The 15,577-nt window shown below is 64.2% G+C and carries 15 protein-coding genes; 2 read left to right on the top strand and 13 right to left on the bottom strand.

Annotated elements, in window-relative coordinates; translation table 11 throughout:
* Positions 1–32: 32 nt before the first annotated feature.
* Positions 33–1,127, bottom strand: coding sequence for a M24 family metallopeptidase (locus A0W34_RS14345; RefSeq protein WP_003944812.1), 1,095 nt, complete (start codon positions 1,125–1,127; stop codon positions 33–35).
* A gap of 111 nt (positions 1,128–1,238) precedes the next feature.
* Here A0W34_RS14345 and A0W34_RS14340 point away from each other — a divergent pair, with 111 nt between their 5' ends.
* A complete protein-coding gene (locus tag A0W34_RS14340; protein WP_042919837.1) occupies positions 1,239–1,847 on the top strand; it encodes a B-4DMT family transporter in 609 nt (202 codons plus the stop codon).
* 87 nt (positions 1,848–1,934) lie between these two features.
* Here the strand turns inward: A0W34_RS14340 and aroQ are convergent, their stop codons facing one another.
* From aroQ to A0W34_RS14285, 11 genes are all read right to left on the bottom strand, one after another.
* Positions 1,935–2,363 carry a type II 3-dehydroquinate dehydratase gene (aroQ, locus tag A0W34_RS14335; RefSeq protein ID WP_003944916.1) on the bottom strand — a complete coding sequence of 143 codons (429 nt, stop codon included), beginning with the start codon at positions 2,361–2,363 and terminating at the stop codon, positions 1,935–1,937.
* Entirely contained in the window at positions 2,360–3,469 is a 1,110-nt protein-coding gene (gene aroB / locus A0W34_RS14330; RefSeq protein WP_003944873.1) for a 3-dehydroquinate synthase, read from the bottom strand. Before aroB ends, aroQ begins: the two co-directional genes overlap by 4 nt.
* Positions 3,470–3,494: 25 nt before the next feature.
* On the bottom strand, positions 3,495–4,004 hold the full coding sequence (locus A0W34_RS14325) for a shikimate kinase (RefSeq protein ID WP_003944778.1): 510 nt from the start codon (positions 4,002–4,004) through the stop codon (positions 3,495–3,497).
* 13 nt (positions 4,005–4,017) lie between these two features.
* Entirely contained in the window at positions 4,018–5,205 is a 1,188-nt protein-coding gene (aroC, locus tag A0W34_RS14320) for a chorismate synthase (RefSeq protein ID WP_081558810.1), read from the bottom strand.
* A gap of 111 nt (positions 5,206–5,316) precedes the next feature.
* Positions 5,317–6,015: a S1 family peptidase gene (locus tag A0W34_RS14315; RefSeq protein ID WP_007728030.1), complete on the bottom strand. Its 699-nt coding sequence runs from the start codon at positions 6,013–6,015 to the stop codon at positions 5,317–5,319.
* 225 nt (positions 6,016–6,240) lie between these two features.
* On the bottom strand, positions 6,241–6,762 hold the full coding sequence (locus tag A0W34_RS14310) for a prepilin peptidase (RefSeq protein WP_232330040.1): 522 nt from the start codon (positions 6,760–6,762) through the stop codon (positions 6,241–6,243).
* 182 nt (positions 6,763–6,944) lie between these two features.
* On the bottom strand, positions 6,945–7,784 hold the full coding sequence (locus A0W34_RS14305; protein ID WP_081557839.1) for a shikimate dehydrogenase: 840 nt from the start codon (positions 7,782–7,784) through the stop codon (positions 6,945–6,947).
* A complete protein-coding gene (gene mltG, locus A0W34_RS14300; RefSeq protein ID WP_042445689.1) occupies positions 7,774–9,084 on the bottom strand; it encodes an endolytic transglycosylase MltG in 1,311 nt (436 codons plus the stop codon). Before mltG ends, A0W34_RS14305 begins: the two co-directional genes overlap by 11 nt.
* A complete protein-coding gene (ruvX, locus tag A0W34_RS14295; protein ID WP_003944838.1) occupies positions 9,081–9,614 on the bottom strand; it encodes a Holliday junction resolvase RuvX in 534 nt (177 codons plus the stop codon). The genes mltG and ruvX overlap by 4 nt, the downstream gene beginning before the upstream one ends.
* Before the next feature lie 2 nt (positions 9,615–9,616).
* Positions 9,617–12,289: an alanine--tRNA ligase gene (gene alaS, locus A0W34_RS14290; protein WP_081557838.1), complete on the bottom strand. Its 2,673-nt coding sequence runs from the start codon at positions 12,287–12,289 to the stop codon at positions 9,617–9,619.
* 77 nt (positions 12,290–12,366) lie between these two features.
* The gene (locus A0W34_RS14285; RefSeq protein WP_370852743.1) at positions 12,367–13,806 is read right to left on the bottom strand and encodes a replication-associated recombination protein A; all 1,440 of its coding nucleotides are present in this window, start codon (positions 13,804–13,806) and stop codon (positions 12,367–12,369) included.
* Positions 13,807–13,902: 96 nt separating this feature from the next.
* Here A0W34_RS14285 and A0W34_RS14280 point away from each other — a divergent pair, with 96 nt between their 5' ends.
* Positions 13,903–14,283 carry a nuclear transport factor 2 family protein gene (locus A0W34_RS14280; RefSeq protein ID WP_003944973.1) on the top strand — a complete coding sequence of 127 codons (381 nt, stop codon included), beginning with the start codon at positions 13,903–13,905 and terminating at the stop codon, positions 14,281–14,283.
* Positions 14,284–14,354: 71 nt separating this feature from the next.
* On the opposite strand, the gene A0W34_RS14275 is transcribed toward A0W34_RS14280, so the two are convergent.
* Positions 14,355–15,536 carry a kinase gene (locus A0W34_RS14275; RefSeq protein ID WP_030536429.1) on the bottom strand — a complete coding sequence of 394 codons (1,182 nt, stop codon included), beginning with the start codon at positions 15,534–15,536 and terminating at the stop codon, positions 14,355–14,357.
* Positions 15,537–15,577: the final 41 nt, after the last annotated feature.

Below are 15,577 nucleotides of genomic sequence, written 5' to 3'. Positions count from 1 at the left end.
GCTTCGCGTCTCCTAGGGGTCGGGAAACCGTCTCAGACGACGGTAAGGTCTTTTGCGGTCAGTGTGAGCAGCTCTGGCCCCTGCTCACGAACAACGAGCGTGTCCTCGATCCGTACACCTCCGCGCCCGGAGAAGTACACGCCCGGCTCGACGGTCACCGCCGCGCCGGAAAGAAGTGTACCGGTGCCGAGCTTGCCGATCCCCGGTGCTTCGTGGATTTCGAGCCCCACACCGTGGCCGAGGCCGTGCAGGAACAACTCGCCGTAGCCTGCATCGTCGATCACCGCACGGGCGACGGCGTCGACTGCCGCACATTCGACACCCGGCGCGAGCGCGTCGCAACCGGCAGCTTGCGAACGCGCGACGAGCTCGTAGATCTCCCGTTGCCAATCGGAAACGGACTCGAGCACGTAGGTCCGTGTCATGTCCGAGTGGTACCCACCGACCTGGGCTCCGAAGTCGAGTTTGACGAAGTCACCCGACGCCAGGATCGCGTCGGTCGGTCGGTGATGCGGAATCGCCGAGTTGGCGCCGGCCGCCACGATCGTCTCGAAGGAAATACCGTCCGCCCCGTTGTCGAGCATCAGATTTTCCAGCTCGCGGCCGACCTCTCGTTCCGTTCGGCCAGGTCGCAGACCGCCGCGAGCGATCAACTGCGCCAACGCGACATCGGCTGCGGTGCACGCGGCTCGCAACAACTCCACCTCGTACTCGTCCTTGACCATGCGCAATTGTTCGACGAGTCCGCTCACCGGTTCGAACCGGATCTTCGGCGCTGCTTCGGTCCAAGCCCGATGTTCGGCGAACGTCGCCACATGTGACTCGAACGCGAGAACGGGCGCCGTGGACTTCTCGATCAAGTGCGCAGCACTCGAACGGGCGATTTCGGCCCGAAGGTCCGGCACCTGCTCTGACACCTGCGTCACGTAGCGGCCGTCGGTGCAGATCACCGTCTCACGCTCGTCGGACGCTGAATCCGATGCACTGACGACGAGCGCCGCATTGGAACCGGTGAAACCGGTGAGGTATCTGATGTTGAGGAGATCTGTGACGAGAATCGCGTCGAGTTCGCGCTCCGAGAGGAGGCGTCTGAGGGATTCACGGCGTGTTCTGAAGTCGACCGGCATCCCTCGAACCTACCGCCCGCGCAGACCTGCCGATCAACTCGAAACTCGCGGTTACAGCAATAAGTGTGGGTTAGGCCACAAGGTGTAATGGGTTCTAGTTAGGCTGTACCCATGAATGCGTGGTTGGTACGTGGCCTCGGCATGGCCCTGATACATGTTGTGTTTCGTGCGTTGCTCGGTGCAGCGATCGCACAGTGGCCACTTCAGGGGTCCACCCTGCGCTGGCTGTCCCTGTTGATCGTCATCGTCTTCGCCGCGATCTGGGGTGGTATCGACGGCATTCGTGACCGCCGGAACTTCCCCGAACCCGAGGACGGCGCCGATCTGACCATGCTGTGGCTCAAGGCCGCATTGGTCGGCGGGTTCGTCTCCGGCGCTGCCAGCTGGGCACTCAGCCTGGTCCCCTCCCTCGAACTGACCCAGCAGGGCTTGTTCTTCGAGGTGACCTCCGGTGCGGCGTTCACGATCCTTCTCATCTTCGTCCCCGCCATGATCGCCATCACTGTCGGACGCTTCTTCGTCAGCCGTGAACAGCGCAAGAACGGAACAGCTCCGCAGACCCCGTCCCACGAGCGTCACCACGAACCGGTGCCCGTCAGCGAGGGCTACGACTCCCCCACCGAGCAGCACGCATACAGCGGAGCCGCCATGTCCGTCGAGGAATCCGACGCCGATACCGCGGTCTTCCCGGCGATCGATCTGGGCAAGCGCGAGCAGTAACGCCCGCCGTCCACACAACCGAATGCGGCCCCGAGGATATTCTCCTCGGGGCCGCATTCGTGTGACTGTTTTTTCGACTTGCCTCGTTCAGCCTCGCTCGGCGAGGAACCTGATCGCCAGCGGATACGCGGCGACGCCGAGTCCGACGATCACTCCGGTCGCAATCGGACTCAGGTAGGAGTGGTGCCGAAACTCTTCTCGCGCATGAACGTTCGAGATGTGTACCTCGACGAGACCTGCGGTCAGTTCGGCGCATGCATCTCGCAGGACCACCGACGTGTGCGTCAAGCCACCGGCATTGAGGATCACCGGTTCCCCCGCGTCCGCCGCGTCGTGGATCCAACCGAGCAGATCGCCTTCGTGATCGCTCTGACGGACGATCACCTCGACACCGAGCTCCTTGCCTGCCGCGACGCACAATTCGATCAGATCGTCGTGTGTGGTCGCGCCGTAGACCTCGGGCTGACGCTTACCCAGACGCCCCAGATTGGGTCCGTTGACGACGTTGATCCTCACAGCAGGACCGTTCCGCCGGCCGGCCGCGCATCGCGGGCAATCGCGGAGTACGCCGCAACCAGCAGACTCGGATCCGGCCCCTCGAGGCGACCCGGCTTGGCCAGTCCGTCGAGGACCACGAAACGCAGCAGCCCGGCACGGTTCTTCTTGTCGGTCTGCATTCCCTTCATCAGATCGCCGAACGCATCACCGTCGTACGACGTCGGCAGCCCGACGAGATCGAGGATCGACTTGTGACGATCCGCGGTGGCGTCGTCGAGTCGGCCCGCGAGCCGTCCGAGTTCGGCAGCGAAGACCAGGCCGACGGAGACAGCGGCACCGTGGCGCCACTTGTAGCGCTCACGACGTTCGATCGCGTGGCCGAGGGTGTGGCCGTAGTTGAGGATTTCGCGCAGATCCGACTCGCGCAGATCCGCGGCCACGACCTTGGCCTTGACCTCTACGGAGCGCCGAATCAACTCGGGCAGAACAGTTCCCGACGGATCGAGAGCTGCCTTGGGATCGGCTTCGATGAGATCCAGGATCACCGGGTCGGCGATGAATCCGGTCTTGATGACCTCGGCCATGCCGGCAACGATCTCGTTGTGCGGCACAGTCTCGAGCGTCGCGAGATCGATGAACACCGCTCCCGGCTCGTGGAACGAACCGACGAGGTTCTTGCCCGCTTCGGTGTTGATACCGGTCTTGCCGCCCACTGCTGCGTCGACCATCGCGAGCAAGGTGGTGGGGACGTGAACTACCTTGACACCGCGCATCCACGTAGCCGCGACGAAGCCGGTGAGGTCGGTCGCCGCTCCCCCGCCCAAGCTCATGATCGCGTCGCTGCGAGTCAGGCCGATCCGGCCGAGCACGTCCCAGCAGAAGCCCGCCACAGCAAGATCCTTGCCGTCCTCGGCATCGGGGATCTCGATACGGTGGGCGTCGATTCCCTTCTCCGCCAACGCAGCCCGTACGGCCTCCGCGGTCTCTGCCAGCGGCGGCTGATGGAAGATCGCGACAGTGCGCGCGCCGTCGAACTCGGCAACGAGATCACCGAGCAGGCCGCGGCCGATCACGACCGGGTAAGGACTTGCGGTCTTCACCTCTACACGTACGGGTTCGGTCACTGCTCCACTACTCCGCTCCGGTTGTTCATTTGTCTTGAAGTTTCGACACCAGTTGCCCGACGACACGCGCCGGACTTCGGCCGTCGGTCCGAATCCGAATCGTGGCCGAACGCCGGTACAGCGGACGACGACGCCTCATCAACTCCTGGTACTTGACCTTGGGATCTCCGCCGGCCAGCAGCGGGCGATGATTGTTCGCCCCCGTGCGGCGAAGCCCTTCGGCGACACTGATCTCGAGGTAGATGACCGTGTGCCCCTGGAGCAGTTCGCGCGTGCGATCGGAGAGGATCGCGCCACCGCCGAGCGAGACGATTCCGTCGGTGGACTGCAATGCTTCGCGAACCACCGATTCCTCGATTTCACGAAACCGAGGCTCTCCGTCATGGGTGAAGATCTCCGGGATCGTCCTACCCGTGGTCCGTTCGATCTCGGCGTCGGTATCGACCAACTCGAGTTCGAGTGCCTGCGCGAGACGTCGACCGATGGTCGATTTGCCGGCACCGGGCGGACCGATGAGTACAGCCTTCGGCTTCATCGATACGTGAGTCCTATCGAGGCGGTCGGGCTGCGATGCCCTCGGCGTAACGACGGTAGTTGGCAGTGGTTTCAGCAATGGAATCACCACCGAACTTTTCGAGTGCGGCCTGAGCCACCACGAGCGCGACCATCGACTCGGCGACGACGCCGGCGGCCGGAACCGCGCACACGTCGCTGCGCTGGTGGATGGCAACCGCTTCCTCGCCGCTCTCCATGTCGACCGTCGCCAGAGCGCGCGGAACCGTCGAGATCGGCTTCATCGCGGCGCGAACTCGAAGAGCCTCACCATTGGTCATGCCACCTTCGATTCCGCCTGCGCGGTTCGTGGAGCGCACGATGCCGTCCGGGCCCGGACGGATCTCGTCGTGAGCTTCGCTGCCACGACGGCGCGCGGTCTCGAAGCCGTCGCCGACCTCGACACCCTTGATGGCCTGAATTCCCATGAGAGCAGCAGCAAGTCGTGAATCGAGACGCTCGGCGCCGCTGACGAAAGTGCCGAGTCCGACCGGCAGGCCGTGGATGACGACCTCCACGACGCCACCGAGGGTGTCGCCGTCCTTCTTCGCCGATTCGATTTCGGCGATCATCGACTCTTCTGCAGCCTTGTCGAATGCGCGGACCGGGCTCGCGTCGATCGCGTCGAGATCCTTGCCCTCCGGCACGGGTCCGACGTACGGCTCGGAAGCACCGATGGAAATAACGTGTGAAACGACCTCGGCACCGAATACCTGACGCAGGAAGGACCGTGCGACGGTTCCAGCGGCCACGCGGGCTGCGGTCTCGCGAGCGCTGGCGCGCTCGAGGACGGGACGCGCGTCGTTGAAGCCGTACTTGAGCATGCCGCTGTAATCGGCGTGTCCGGGACGCGGGCGCGTCAACGGGGCATTGCGAGCCTGATCGGCGAGCAGGTCCGGGTCGACCGGGTCGGCGGACATGATGGTTTCCCACTTGGGCCACTCGGTGTTGCCGACCTCGATGGCCACGGGGCCACCGAGCGTAAATCCGTGGCGGACACCGCCGATGATGGTGACCTTGTCGGCCTCGAACTTCATCCGTGCGCCACGGCCGTAACCGAGTCGACGACGGGCAAGTTCGGACGAGATGGCCTCAGAGGTCACTTCGACCCCCGCGACCATGCCCTCGAGCATCGCGACGAGGGCGGGACCATGGGATTCTCCGGCAGTTATCCAACGCAGCACGCCGACCATCTTTCCACGTCGCAGACCTCAGTTGTCACAGTGGTCCTCCCGGTGAACACAGATGGCCCACACGCACGAGGCGTGTGGGCCATCTCAGAGGTACCTGTGGGTCTAGAACAGGCGGAATCCTCCACCGTTTGCGTTGATGTCAGCCAAACCGATGTTGATGTCCGCCGAGTTGTCGGGAGCGTGGAACGGCGGCGGAAGCGGCTCGAAGCAGTACGGCGGGTAGCCGTTGCTGATCAAGCCCACCAGGCGGTCACCGACGACGAGCGGTCCACCGGAATCACCGGGAATCGAGCACGTGTGCTCGACGATCTCACCGTAGACGGAGTCGTAACCCCAGGTGATACCGCACGTGTTGCCGGTCGAACGGCCTTCCTTGCACACGATCGTGCCCGGTGCCGGCGGGGCGCCGATTCCGTTGATCGTCGTGCCGCCGACGGTACGCAGCGGAGCTACCTTGGCGTCGTCGAGATCGATCACGGCGATGTCCGAGACCGGACTCGAGTAAGAGAACCGACCGATGGGTCCGGCCTCGGGCAGGTACTCGGCGAACACCCGGTCCCCGACAACTCCGCAGTGTCCGGCGGTGAGTGCCACGAGAGAACCGGCGTTGTCGTAGCCGACCGCAGTCAACGTGCATGCTGCAACTCGGTCAGGATCGGAGTGATCCACGTCCGGCAGCAGGATTCCTGAGCCCCCGCCCAGTGCCACCGATGAAGGTGCAGGCGCGGCGCCGGCGACGCCCGCTCCTGCAGCCACAGCCGCCAAACAGGCTGCCGCAGCGACGAAAAGCCTTGTGCGCATAGGTTCCCCCGATAATCGAGTGCGAAACGAGATTCGTTTTGTCCCATTTCCGAAACCTCAGTGAACGTCAGGATGTGGACATTCGGCAAGTCCGACTCGCCGCATACTGGGACCGCGCGCTGGCAATACCCGCATTTATGAAACCGACGGTTACGTCTTTCCTGCAGTTCACCGTCCGTCGTTGAACGGTCAATAACGCCAGACTTCTCGCGGATGTTGCACTCGTCACGTCAGCCAGGCAAACGCAATCGAACCGCAGGCTGCCAGGCACATCGAGGGTCCGTGCGCAATGGGCGAATTGTGGGCTACCAGCCCTCGTCTTCGCAGTTCCAGCGCGGTGCCCAGCGTTGCGGTGAGCACCGAGGCAGACACCAACGACCACAGCCAGGCGTCCGCTCCCACCAATCCGGTCACGGCGCCCAGAGGAAGCGAGAGCTTCACATCGCCGACGCCCATGGAACCAGGCGACATCACGTGCGCCAGGAGGTGGATTCCGGCGAGCAGTGCCGACCCCACCACCGCCACCCACACCGTTCCCGACACCGTCGCGTAGACCATCACGACGGCGTAGCCCGGCAGCGTGAAACTGTTGGGCAGCCGACGCACAGCCAGGTCGACAGTCGAGATCGCGACGCACCACCACACCACGGCGAGACCGGAAAATAACTGCACCACCGAGGTATTCAGCGCACCGACGACAACCCAGCCTGTTGCGACGGCGCACTGCGGCACACAACAGAAAGTCACGACTGGTCGATAACCGTGTCGCCGCAACCAATTGTCGACGATCGCCCGAGCTCCGAAGCCAGCGACTACCCCCGAGCCTGCCAAGACCATCAATGTCCACATGGTTTCGAGCTTGGCGTCTGCCGTTCGCCAGCGGCAGACTACGAATCGTCTTGTGGACTACCTCGACACTGTGAACAGACCTAAGCGATAGCGGCTGCCATCGCCTCTCGCGGAGCGGGCTTGCCCGTGAACTGCTCTACCTGCCCGAAGGCCTGATTGAGCAACATCTCGAGGCCACCGATCACCGTGCCACCGGCCGCCTCGACAACCGAAGCAAGTGGCGTCGGCCAGGGGTTGTAGATCGCGTCGAGGACAAATCGCGCCTTCCCCAATTGCTGGGCAAAGGGCGCTGCCGCTTCCGCGGGAACGGTACTGACCAAAACCGAGGATTCGGCACAGATCCCGCCTAGCTGTGCGTCGTCGAAGGCGACCAGATCAATGTCCAACCCGACCGCGCCGCCGCATTCGATGGCACCGGATGCGCGCCCCGGATCACGCGCGACCACGGTGACTGTCCGAACTCCCATGTCGGCCAACGCGACCAATGCCGGCCGCGCGGTGCCGCCCGCGCCGACAACTACCGCCGAAGTGCCGCTGAGATCGCCGACACCGCCGGCGATCAACGCACCGCTGACTCCGTCGACGTCCGTGCAGTCGGCACGCCAACCGCCGTCGATGCGAACCAGGGTGTTGGCCGAGCCGATGGTCACCGCTCGCGGTGTGCGTTCGGTGGCATATTCGAGTGCTGCGATCTTGCCCGGCATCGTCACCGAGAGGCCGATCCATTCGGGGCCGAGTGAGTCGACGAGGGCAGGCAACTGCTCGCCGGTGCATTCGATCCGCTCGTAGGTCCAATCGCTCAGCCCCAAAGCCGCGTACGCCGCAAGATGCAGCAACGGGGACTTCGAGTGAGCGATCGGGCTTCCGAGAACTGCCGCCTTACGTGGCGTCGCGAGCGAAGTCGCGGTACTACCGTCCACTGTCGAGAATCCCACTTTGCTGTGCCAGTTCGATGTTGGCCAAATGCTCCTCGTAGCTCTTGGTGAAGAGCGTCTGGCCTTCCTTGTTGATCGTGACGAAGTACAACCAGTCACCGGCCGCCGGCGATTCCACGGCCTTCAGTGCGTCGATGCTCGGCGAAGCGATGGGCGTTGCAGGCAGACCCGGCATTGCGTACGTGTTCCACGGCGTGACGCGCTCACGGTCGGCATCCGTGGTTGCGACCTCGGTGGTGTCGAGTGAATAGTTGACCGTGGAGTCGAACTGCAGAGGCTGATCGACTGCGAGTCGGTTGACGATCACCCGCGCGACCTTGGCCATGTCAGCGGGCAACGCCTCACGCTCAACCAGCGACGCTGCCACCAACAACTGGTACGGAGACATTCCGACCCCGCTGCCGGCTGTCAGAATTCCCGTGGCCTCGTACTTGGCGGCGCTACCCTCGACCAACGACCGCAGGATCTCGGTCGGTGTCGCAGTGGGATCGAAATCCCAACTGCTGGCGGCGATCAGGCCTTCGAGCTGACGGTCCTTGTCCGGCACGCTCTTGACCGACGACATCGCCCATTCGGGCACGCCGAGCGAAGCCAGATCGGAAGATGCTCCCGCAGTGTTCAATTCGTCTGTCGAGACACATTTCTGAGCGGAAACCGGGCCGACACAACTCGCCTCGGAAATGAGGTTGTAGATGCCCTTCTTGAGCGAGCCGGTCTGCGCGTCCGAACTGTCGTGCAGCTGACGCCCTTCGGCGATGACAACACTGCCGACTCGGGAGTCCGGGGCAACCAAGGTGTCGAGTGCGCTCGCGGCGCTACTCTGCACCGGCACCTGGTAGAAGCCGGGTTGCACCTTCTGGATCTCAGACGGATTGGCGATCGCCGCGTTGTAGAAAGCAGCGGAACTCGCGACGACGTTCTTCGCCTCGAGCGTCGCACCGATCTCCGATGCAGTTTCTCCACTGTTGATCTGGATGACCACGGGTGCGCCGCCGGGGCCGGCAAAATCCTCCGCGGTCTTGTTGCGATCCATGTACCAGAGAGCGCCGTATGCACCGACACCGAGGACTGCGATCACCAACACCAGCAGGGCGAGAACGCCGACCTTCTTGCCACGCTTGGCGCGCTTGTTGCGCGCTTCGCGTTGCTTGCGTGCCTCGGCTCGCGACATATGCGGCGGATCGATGTTCTGCGGCAGTGCACGCATGACCATGGTCTCGTCGTTGTCGAAGTCGAACGAACTGGTGGGCCGGCTTCCGCCGCCCTCATCCCACCGCGCGTTCACAGATCGCCCTCCAGTGCAGCGTCCTTCGACGACTCCCCTGGTTTCACAGCTCTACTCCGCTCGTCCAGCCAGCCTTGCAGGATTTCCACCGCCGCAGCCTGATCGATCATCGGTCGCTGGCCGCGTGCCTTGACTCCACTTTCGCGGAGATTGCGCGCAGCCGTGACGGTCGTCAGTCGTTCGTCGGACAGTCTCACCGGGATCGGTTCGACGGCCCGCTGCAGTCGTTTGGCGAATGCAGTCGCGATACCGGCGGCTTTACCTTGCTCACCGCGCAGCGTCTGTGGCAGTCCGACGATAACCTCAACGGCCTCGTATTCGGACACGATGGCGATAATGCGCCGGATATCCGGCGCGTCGGGCCCACGCTCCTTCGAGCGTGGAACCGTTTCCACCGGTGTCGCGAGGATGCCGTCGGGGTCGCTGGACGCGACGCCGATGCGAACACTGCCCACGTCGATGGCGATGCGCCGCCCGCGACCAGGGTCGTCGATGCCGGGGCGATCGGGACCCTGCTGCGTAGCCACCACCGTCAGCTGCCGCCCGCCAGCTCTCCGACTCTGTCCCGGATCGCATCGAGCGCCGCCGGGATTCCTGCGGAGTCCGAACCCGAACCCTGGGCCATGTCGGGCTTTCCGCCGCCGCGGCCGCCGATCTTGGGACCGAACGACGCGACCAGCTCACCGGCCTTCACACCGAGACCTTGAGCTGCCTTGCTCGAGGCGACCACGAACGGAACCTTGCCGTCGACGTCACCGAGCAGAGCTACGACGGCAGGTTCGGAGCCGAGGCGACCCTTGATGTCCGTGACGAGGCTGCGCAGGTCGTTTCCGCCGACTCCGGCGGGAGCAGGCTCGGCGATGACGAGGACACTGCCGATGCGCTTGGCCTTGGCGACGTACTCGCCTGCTGACGCCAGCACTGCCTTGGCCTTTGTCTGTTCGAGTTCCTTCTCGGCCACCTTGAGTCGCTCGACGAGCGCCTCGACGCGGGCGGGCACCTCTTCCGAAGGAACCTTCAGCGAGGAGGAGAGTCCGGCCAGGAGCGCGCGTTCCTTGGCGAGGTAGCGGTAGGAGTCCAAACCGACGTACGCCTCGACGCGTCGGATTCCGGAGCCGACCGACTGTTCACCGAGCAGCGTTACCTGACCGATCTGTGCGGAGCTTCCGACGTGAGTGCCACCGCACAGTTCCATCGAGAACGGGCCGCCGATTTCGACGACGCGAACCTCGTCGCCGTAGTTCTCACCGAAGAGTGCCATCGCACCCATCGCCTTGGCCTTGTCGAGATCCGTGACAAATGTGTTGACCGCGTAGTTCGACGCCACGGCTTCGTTGGTGAGTGCCTCGATGTCCTGCTTCTGGGAGTCGGACAGCGCGCCCTGCCAGGAGAAGTCGAAGCGGAGGTAACCCGGCTTGTTGAGCGAGCCTGCCTGCACCGCGTTGGGGCCGAGCACCTGACGCAGCGCCGCGTGCACCATGTGGGTGCCGGAGTGCCCCTGGGTTGCACCCTTGCGCCACTCGGCGTCGACGTGCGCGAGTACGACGTCGCCCTCGGTGATCTCGCCCTTCTGCACCGTCACCTTGTGCGTCCAGACCTTCTTGGCGATCTTCTGTACGTCGTTGACCTTGGCTTCGAGGCCCGGAGCGGTGAGCGAACCGATGTCGGCGATCTGTCCACCGGACTCTGCGTAAAGCGGGCTGCGGTCGAGGATGACCTCGACGTCCTGACCGGCCTTCGCGACCGGCACGCGGACACCGTCGACGATCAGTGCGAGGACGTGCGCCTCGGAGACGAGCTCGTCGAAACCGGTGAACTCGGTGGCACCTCGGTCGAGCAGTTCCTTGTAGACCGTGAGGTCGGCATGGGCGTGCTTGCGCGCTTGAGCGTCGTCCTTGGCGCGCTTGCGCTGCTCGGCCATGAGCGCGCGGAAGCCGTCCTCGTCCACGGTGAGACCGGCCTCGGACGCCATCTCGAGCGTGAGGTCGATCGGGAAGCCGTAGGTGTCGTGCAGTGCAAATGCCTGATCGCCGGCGATGACCGACTTTCCGGACGACTTGACCGTCTCGGCAGCATTCTCGAACAGAGCAGAACCCGAAACCAGCGTCTTGAGGAACGCGGTCTCCTCGCCGACGGCAACGTTCTCGATGCGCGTGAAGTCGGTTTCCAGAACCGGGTACGACGGCGCCATCGTGTCGCGGACGACGATCATGAACTCGCGCATGGTGGGCTGCTCGCTGCCGAGCAGTTTGGCCGAACGCACGATGCGACGCAGCAACCGGCGCAGGACGTAGCCGCGGCCGTAGTTGCCGGGGTTCACACCGTCGGCGATCAACATCGCTGCGGTGCGTGCGTGGTCGGCGATAACGCGGAAACGGACGTCTGAAGTGTGGTCGGTCCCGTAGACACTGCCGGTCAGTTCGGCGGCCTTGTCGATGACGGGGCGGAGAAGATCTGTCTCGTAGACGTTTTCGACGCCCTGCAGGAGGAACGCAACGCGCTCGACGCCCATGCCGGTGTCGATGTTCTTCTTCGGCAACGGTCCGAGGATCGGGTAGTCGCCCTTGTTGGTGCCCTCGCCGCGCTCGTTCTGCATGAACACGAGGTTCCAGATCTCGATGTAGCGATCCTCGTCGGCTTCGGGGCCACCCTCGACGCCGTATTCGGCGCCGCGATCGTAGAAGATCTCCGAGCAGGGGCCGCACGGCCCGGGAATGCCCATGGACCAGTAGTTGTCCTTCATGCCGCGGCGCTGGATGCGCTCTTCGGGCACTCCTACCTCGTCGCGCCAGATCGAGAATGCTTCGTCGTCGTCGAGGTAGACGGTGGCCCACAGGCGCGTGGGATCGATGCCGTATCCGCCGTCCTCGACCGAACCTGTCAGCAACTGCCAGGCGTGGGAGATGGCTTCCTTCTTGAAGTAGTCACCGAAGGAGAAGTTGCCCGCCATCTGGAAGAAGGTGTTGTGGCGGGTGGTGATGCCGACCTCTTCGATGTCCAGGGTGCGGACGCACTTCTGCACGGACGTCGCCCGTGAGTAGGACGGCGTCTGCTGCCCGAGGAAGAACGGCACGAACGGAACCATGCCCGCGTTGACGAACAGAAGGTTCGGGTCGTCGAGAATCAGCGAGGCGCTGGGCACCTCGGTGTGGCCGGCCTTGACGAAGTGGTCGAGGAATCGCCTGCGGATCTCGTGGGTTTGCACTAACCGGTCCTTACCTTCAAGAGCGTCGAGCTATGGGTGTCCAGACTAACGCGTCGGCCGGTGGAACCTGGCAGGCGTCAGCCACGAACTATTCGGCGAAGTTTGCTCACCCGATCGGCGATCTCCCGCTCATTGCCGTGCGCGGTGGGCTGGTAATAGTCGACACCCACCAGATCGTCCGGTGGATACTGTTGCCGCAGAACACCATCACGTGTGTCGTGCGGGTACTTGTATCCGACTGCGTTGCCCAATTGCTCGGCGCCCTTGTAGTGCCCGTCACGCAGGTGCGGCGGTACCAGTCCGGATTTTCCGGCGGCCACGTCGGCCATGGCCGCGCCGAGTGCGGCGATGACCGCACCCGATTTGGGAGCCGTCGCCAGATGAATGGTGGCCTGTGCCAGCGCCAGACGAGCCTCCGGCATACCGATCAGCTGCACTGCCTGCGCCGCCGCGGTGGCAGTCTGCAGCGCCATCGGATCAGCCATGCCGATGTCTTCGCTGGCGTGAACCACCAGACGCCGTGCGATGAAGCGAGGGTCTTCGCCCGCGGTCAGCATCCGTGCGAGGTAGTGCAGGGCGGCGTCGACGTCTGATCCACGAATGCTCTTGATGAATGCACTGATGACGTCGTAGTGCTGATCTCCGGCACGGTCGTACCGAACCGCGGCCTTGTCGACACTGGCCTCGACGGTCGCGAGGTCGAGCACCACCGGGCCCGAAGCGTCACCTGCGGTGTCCAGTGCAGCCCCGGCGGCAGCCTCGAGTGCCGTCAGGGCTCGGCGGGCGTCGCCGGCCGCCAGACGAACGAGGTGTTCCATCGCGTCGTCGTCGATCGTGATCGCTCCGCCGAACCCGCGTTCGTCGGCGACAGCGCGCTCGAGCAGTTCCTGGACATCCGCAGCGGTGAGCGATTGCAGTTGCAGGACCAACGAGCGCGACAACAGAGCGGAGACGACCGAGAACGACGGGTTCTCGGTGGTCGCGCCGACCAAGAGCACGATGCGGTTCTCGACCGCGGCGAGCAAGGCGTCCTGCTGGGTCTTGGAGAAGCGATGAACTTCGTCGATGAACAAGACGGTTTGTTCGCCGTTCAGCAGGCGGCGGCGCGCGAGTTCGATGACACCGCGGACTTCTTTGACTCCGGCGGACAGAGCCGACAGAGCCTCGAACCGGCGGCCGGTAGCACCCGAGATCAACGATGCGAGCGTGGTCTTGCCGGTGCCGGGAGGTCCGTACAGAAGTACCGATGCGGCGCCGGACCCCTCGACCATTCTGCGGAGTGGCGCGCCGGGCCCGAGTAAGTGCTGTTGACCGACCACTTCACCAAGAGTGAGCGGACGCATGCGGACAGCCAGAGGAGCACCGGGCGGCACCGAGGACAGGGCGCGCTCGGCTACAGACACGACATCTGGTTCGTCGACGATCGCGGATTCCTCCGGAGTTGCCTCGAACAGGCCGTCTTCCGCCACCACGCCGTCTTTCGCCCCCACACTGTCTTCCGCCTGCCAATCGCTCACGAATCGACGCTACTAGAGACCACCGACGCCCGACACAATCCGCTGTTCCGCCAGCCCTCACCCAGTCGTGAATCCGCATTGGATAGCGTTGTCGCCATGAGCACCTCCGAGATCGCCACCGTCCTCGCGTGGCACGATGCACTCAACTCCCAAGACGTCGACACTCTGCTGCAGTTGTCGAGTGACGACATCGAGGTAGGCGGCCCCAAGGGCGCGAGCCAGGGACTCGCTGCCCTGCGCGAGTGGGCCACCAACGCCGGCATCACGCTCGTCCCCGGAAAGATGTACGTCCACCACGGCGTGGTCGTCGTCGAACAGACCGCAACGTGGGCGGCCGAACCGGACAAGTCAGCGACCCTGGCCTCTGCTTTCCGAGTCGTGGCCGACCAGGTGACGTCGACGTTCCGGCATCCCGATCTGGCGACGGCGCTCGCGGCGACGGACCTGTCCGAGAACGATCTGGTCTCCGACAACTGAGCGGACTCGACCGAGAAAGGGCGCTCGTGCTTCGTGCACGGGCGCCCTTCTGTGTGTGATAGGTCAGGGCCTCAGCTGAACTCGGTCCGCAGCGCCGCCACGACGTCGCGGGCGTGTGCCTCGACGGCGTCGTTGCCGGCGAGCTGAGCCGAGCGTGCGAGCCTGGCCCAGCGTCCGACCAGTGCGTCGGCGCGTGGAATCGAGAGATAATGTTCGCGGACGGCGGCGATACGCGAATGATCCTCGGGCAGGTACAGATAGGTACTGAGCCAGACCCAGATGAGTTGGGCCTCGACGATCCTGCGCCCCAATTCGGCCTCGTCGGCCAGGGCGGGCCACATCCCCACGACCTCGGCCCGCCAGGCATCGACCATCGCCGACGCCCGCTCTTCGGTCAGGTCGATGTTGCACAGGCAGCCGGGAAAAGACACCAACGCGTAGGTGATGTCGAGGAGGGCGTCGCGGTAGCCACCCCACTCGTAGTCGAGGAACTGCACGCCGTCGTCGTTGACGATGATGTTGTCGGGGCACAAGTCCGACGGACTGAAGGCACGGAACCGACCGCCACTGAACAGTGTCTGCGCGTGCTGAACCTGCTCGAGAATGTCCGAACTCACATCGATCCCGAGACTTTCCACCAACATCGCGGGAACACCGGTCACTGCGCGTCCCACCTGATCCGCAACTTCATCGGAGCAATGGGCAACCTCGGCTCGACGCAGCAGTGCGGTGAAGTCGTCCTCACGGCCGACGGTCGCGGCGTGCATGCGTCCCATTGCCTGAGCCATGGCCATCAACGTGTAAGTGACGGTGTCCGGGTCGGAGTCTTCGAGTCGGACGCTGATTGCGGTGGCGTCGCCGAGATCACTCAGGATCAGGAGGCGAGCATCGAGGTCGGACGCCAACAGTTCGGCGCCGGGGCGTGCGTCCTTGGCAAGCGCGTTGGCGAACTGATACGACACCGCTTCACGAAGGAATGCGGTCTCGACGTCGAAGTCACCTTCGGACGCGGCCGGGAGCGCTATCGCTGTTTTGGTAGCTCCCTGGAAGTTGTCGCGGACCTGCTTGATCACCAAAGTTCGGGGCAGGGAGAACGGGTTCTCGGCGACGCGAACGCGCAGCACGACGGTGCGGCCACTCCCCCCGAGATCTACGGGATCCACCAGGGTTACGGGTGCCCCTGTGCGGCGTGTCAGCAACTGCTCAGCAGCTGCGACGACTTCGGAAACGGGGTCTGCCAGTAATGCGGTCATCACCGACCAACTTACCCGTTAGTGACTCCGATCATGCCCAG

The organism is Rhodococcus sp. BH4 (assembly GCF_002079265.1).
Classification (GTDB): domain Bacteria; phylum Actinomycetota; class Actinomycetes; order Mycobacteriales; family Mycobacteriaceae; genus Rhodococcus_F; species Rhodococcus_F qingshengii.
The sequence above is the reverse complement of the archived record's forward strand: the minus strand, read 5'-3'. Positions and strand labels throughout refer to the sequence as shown.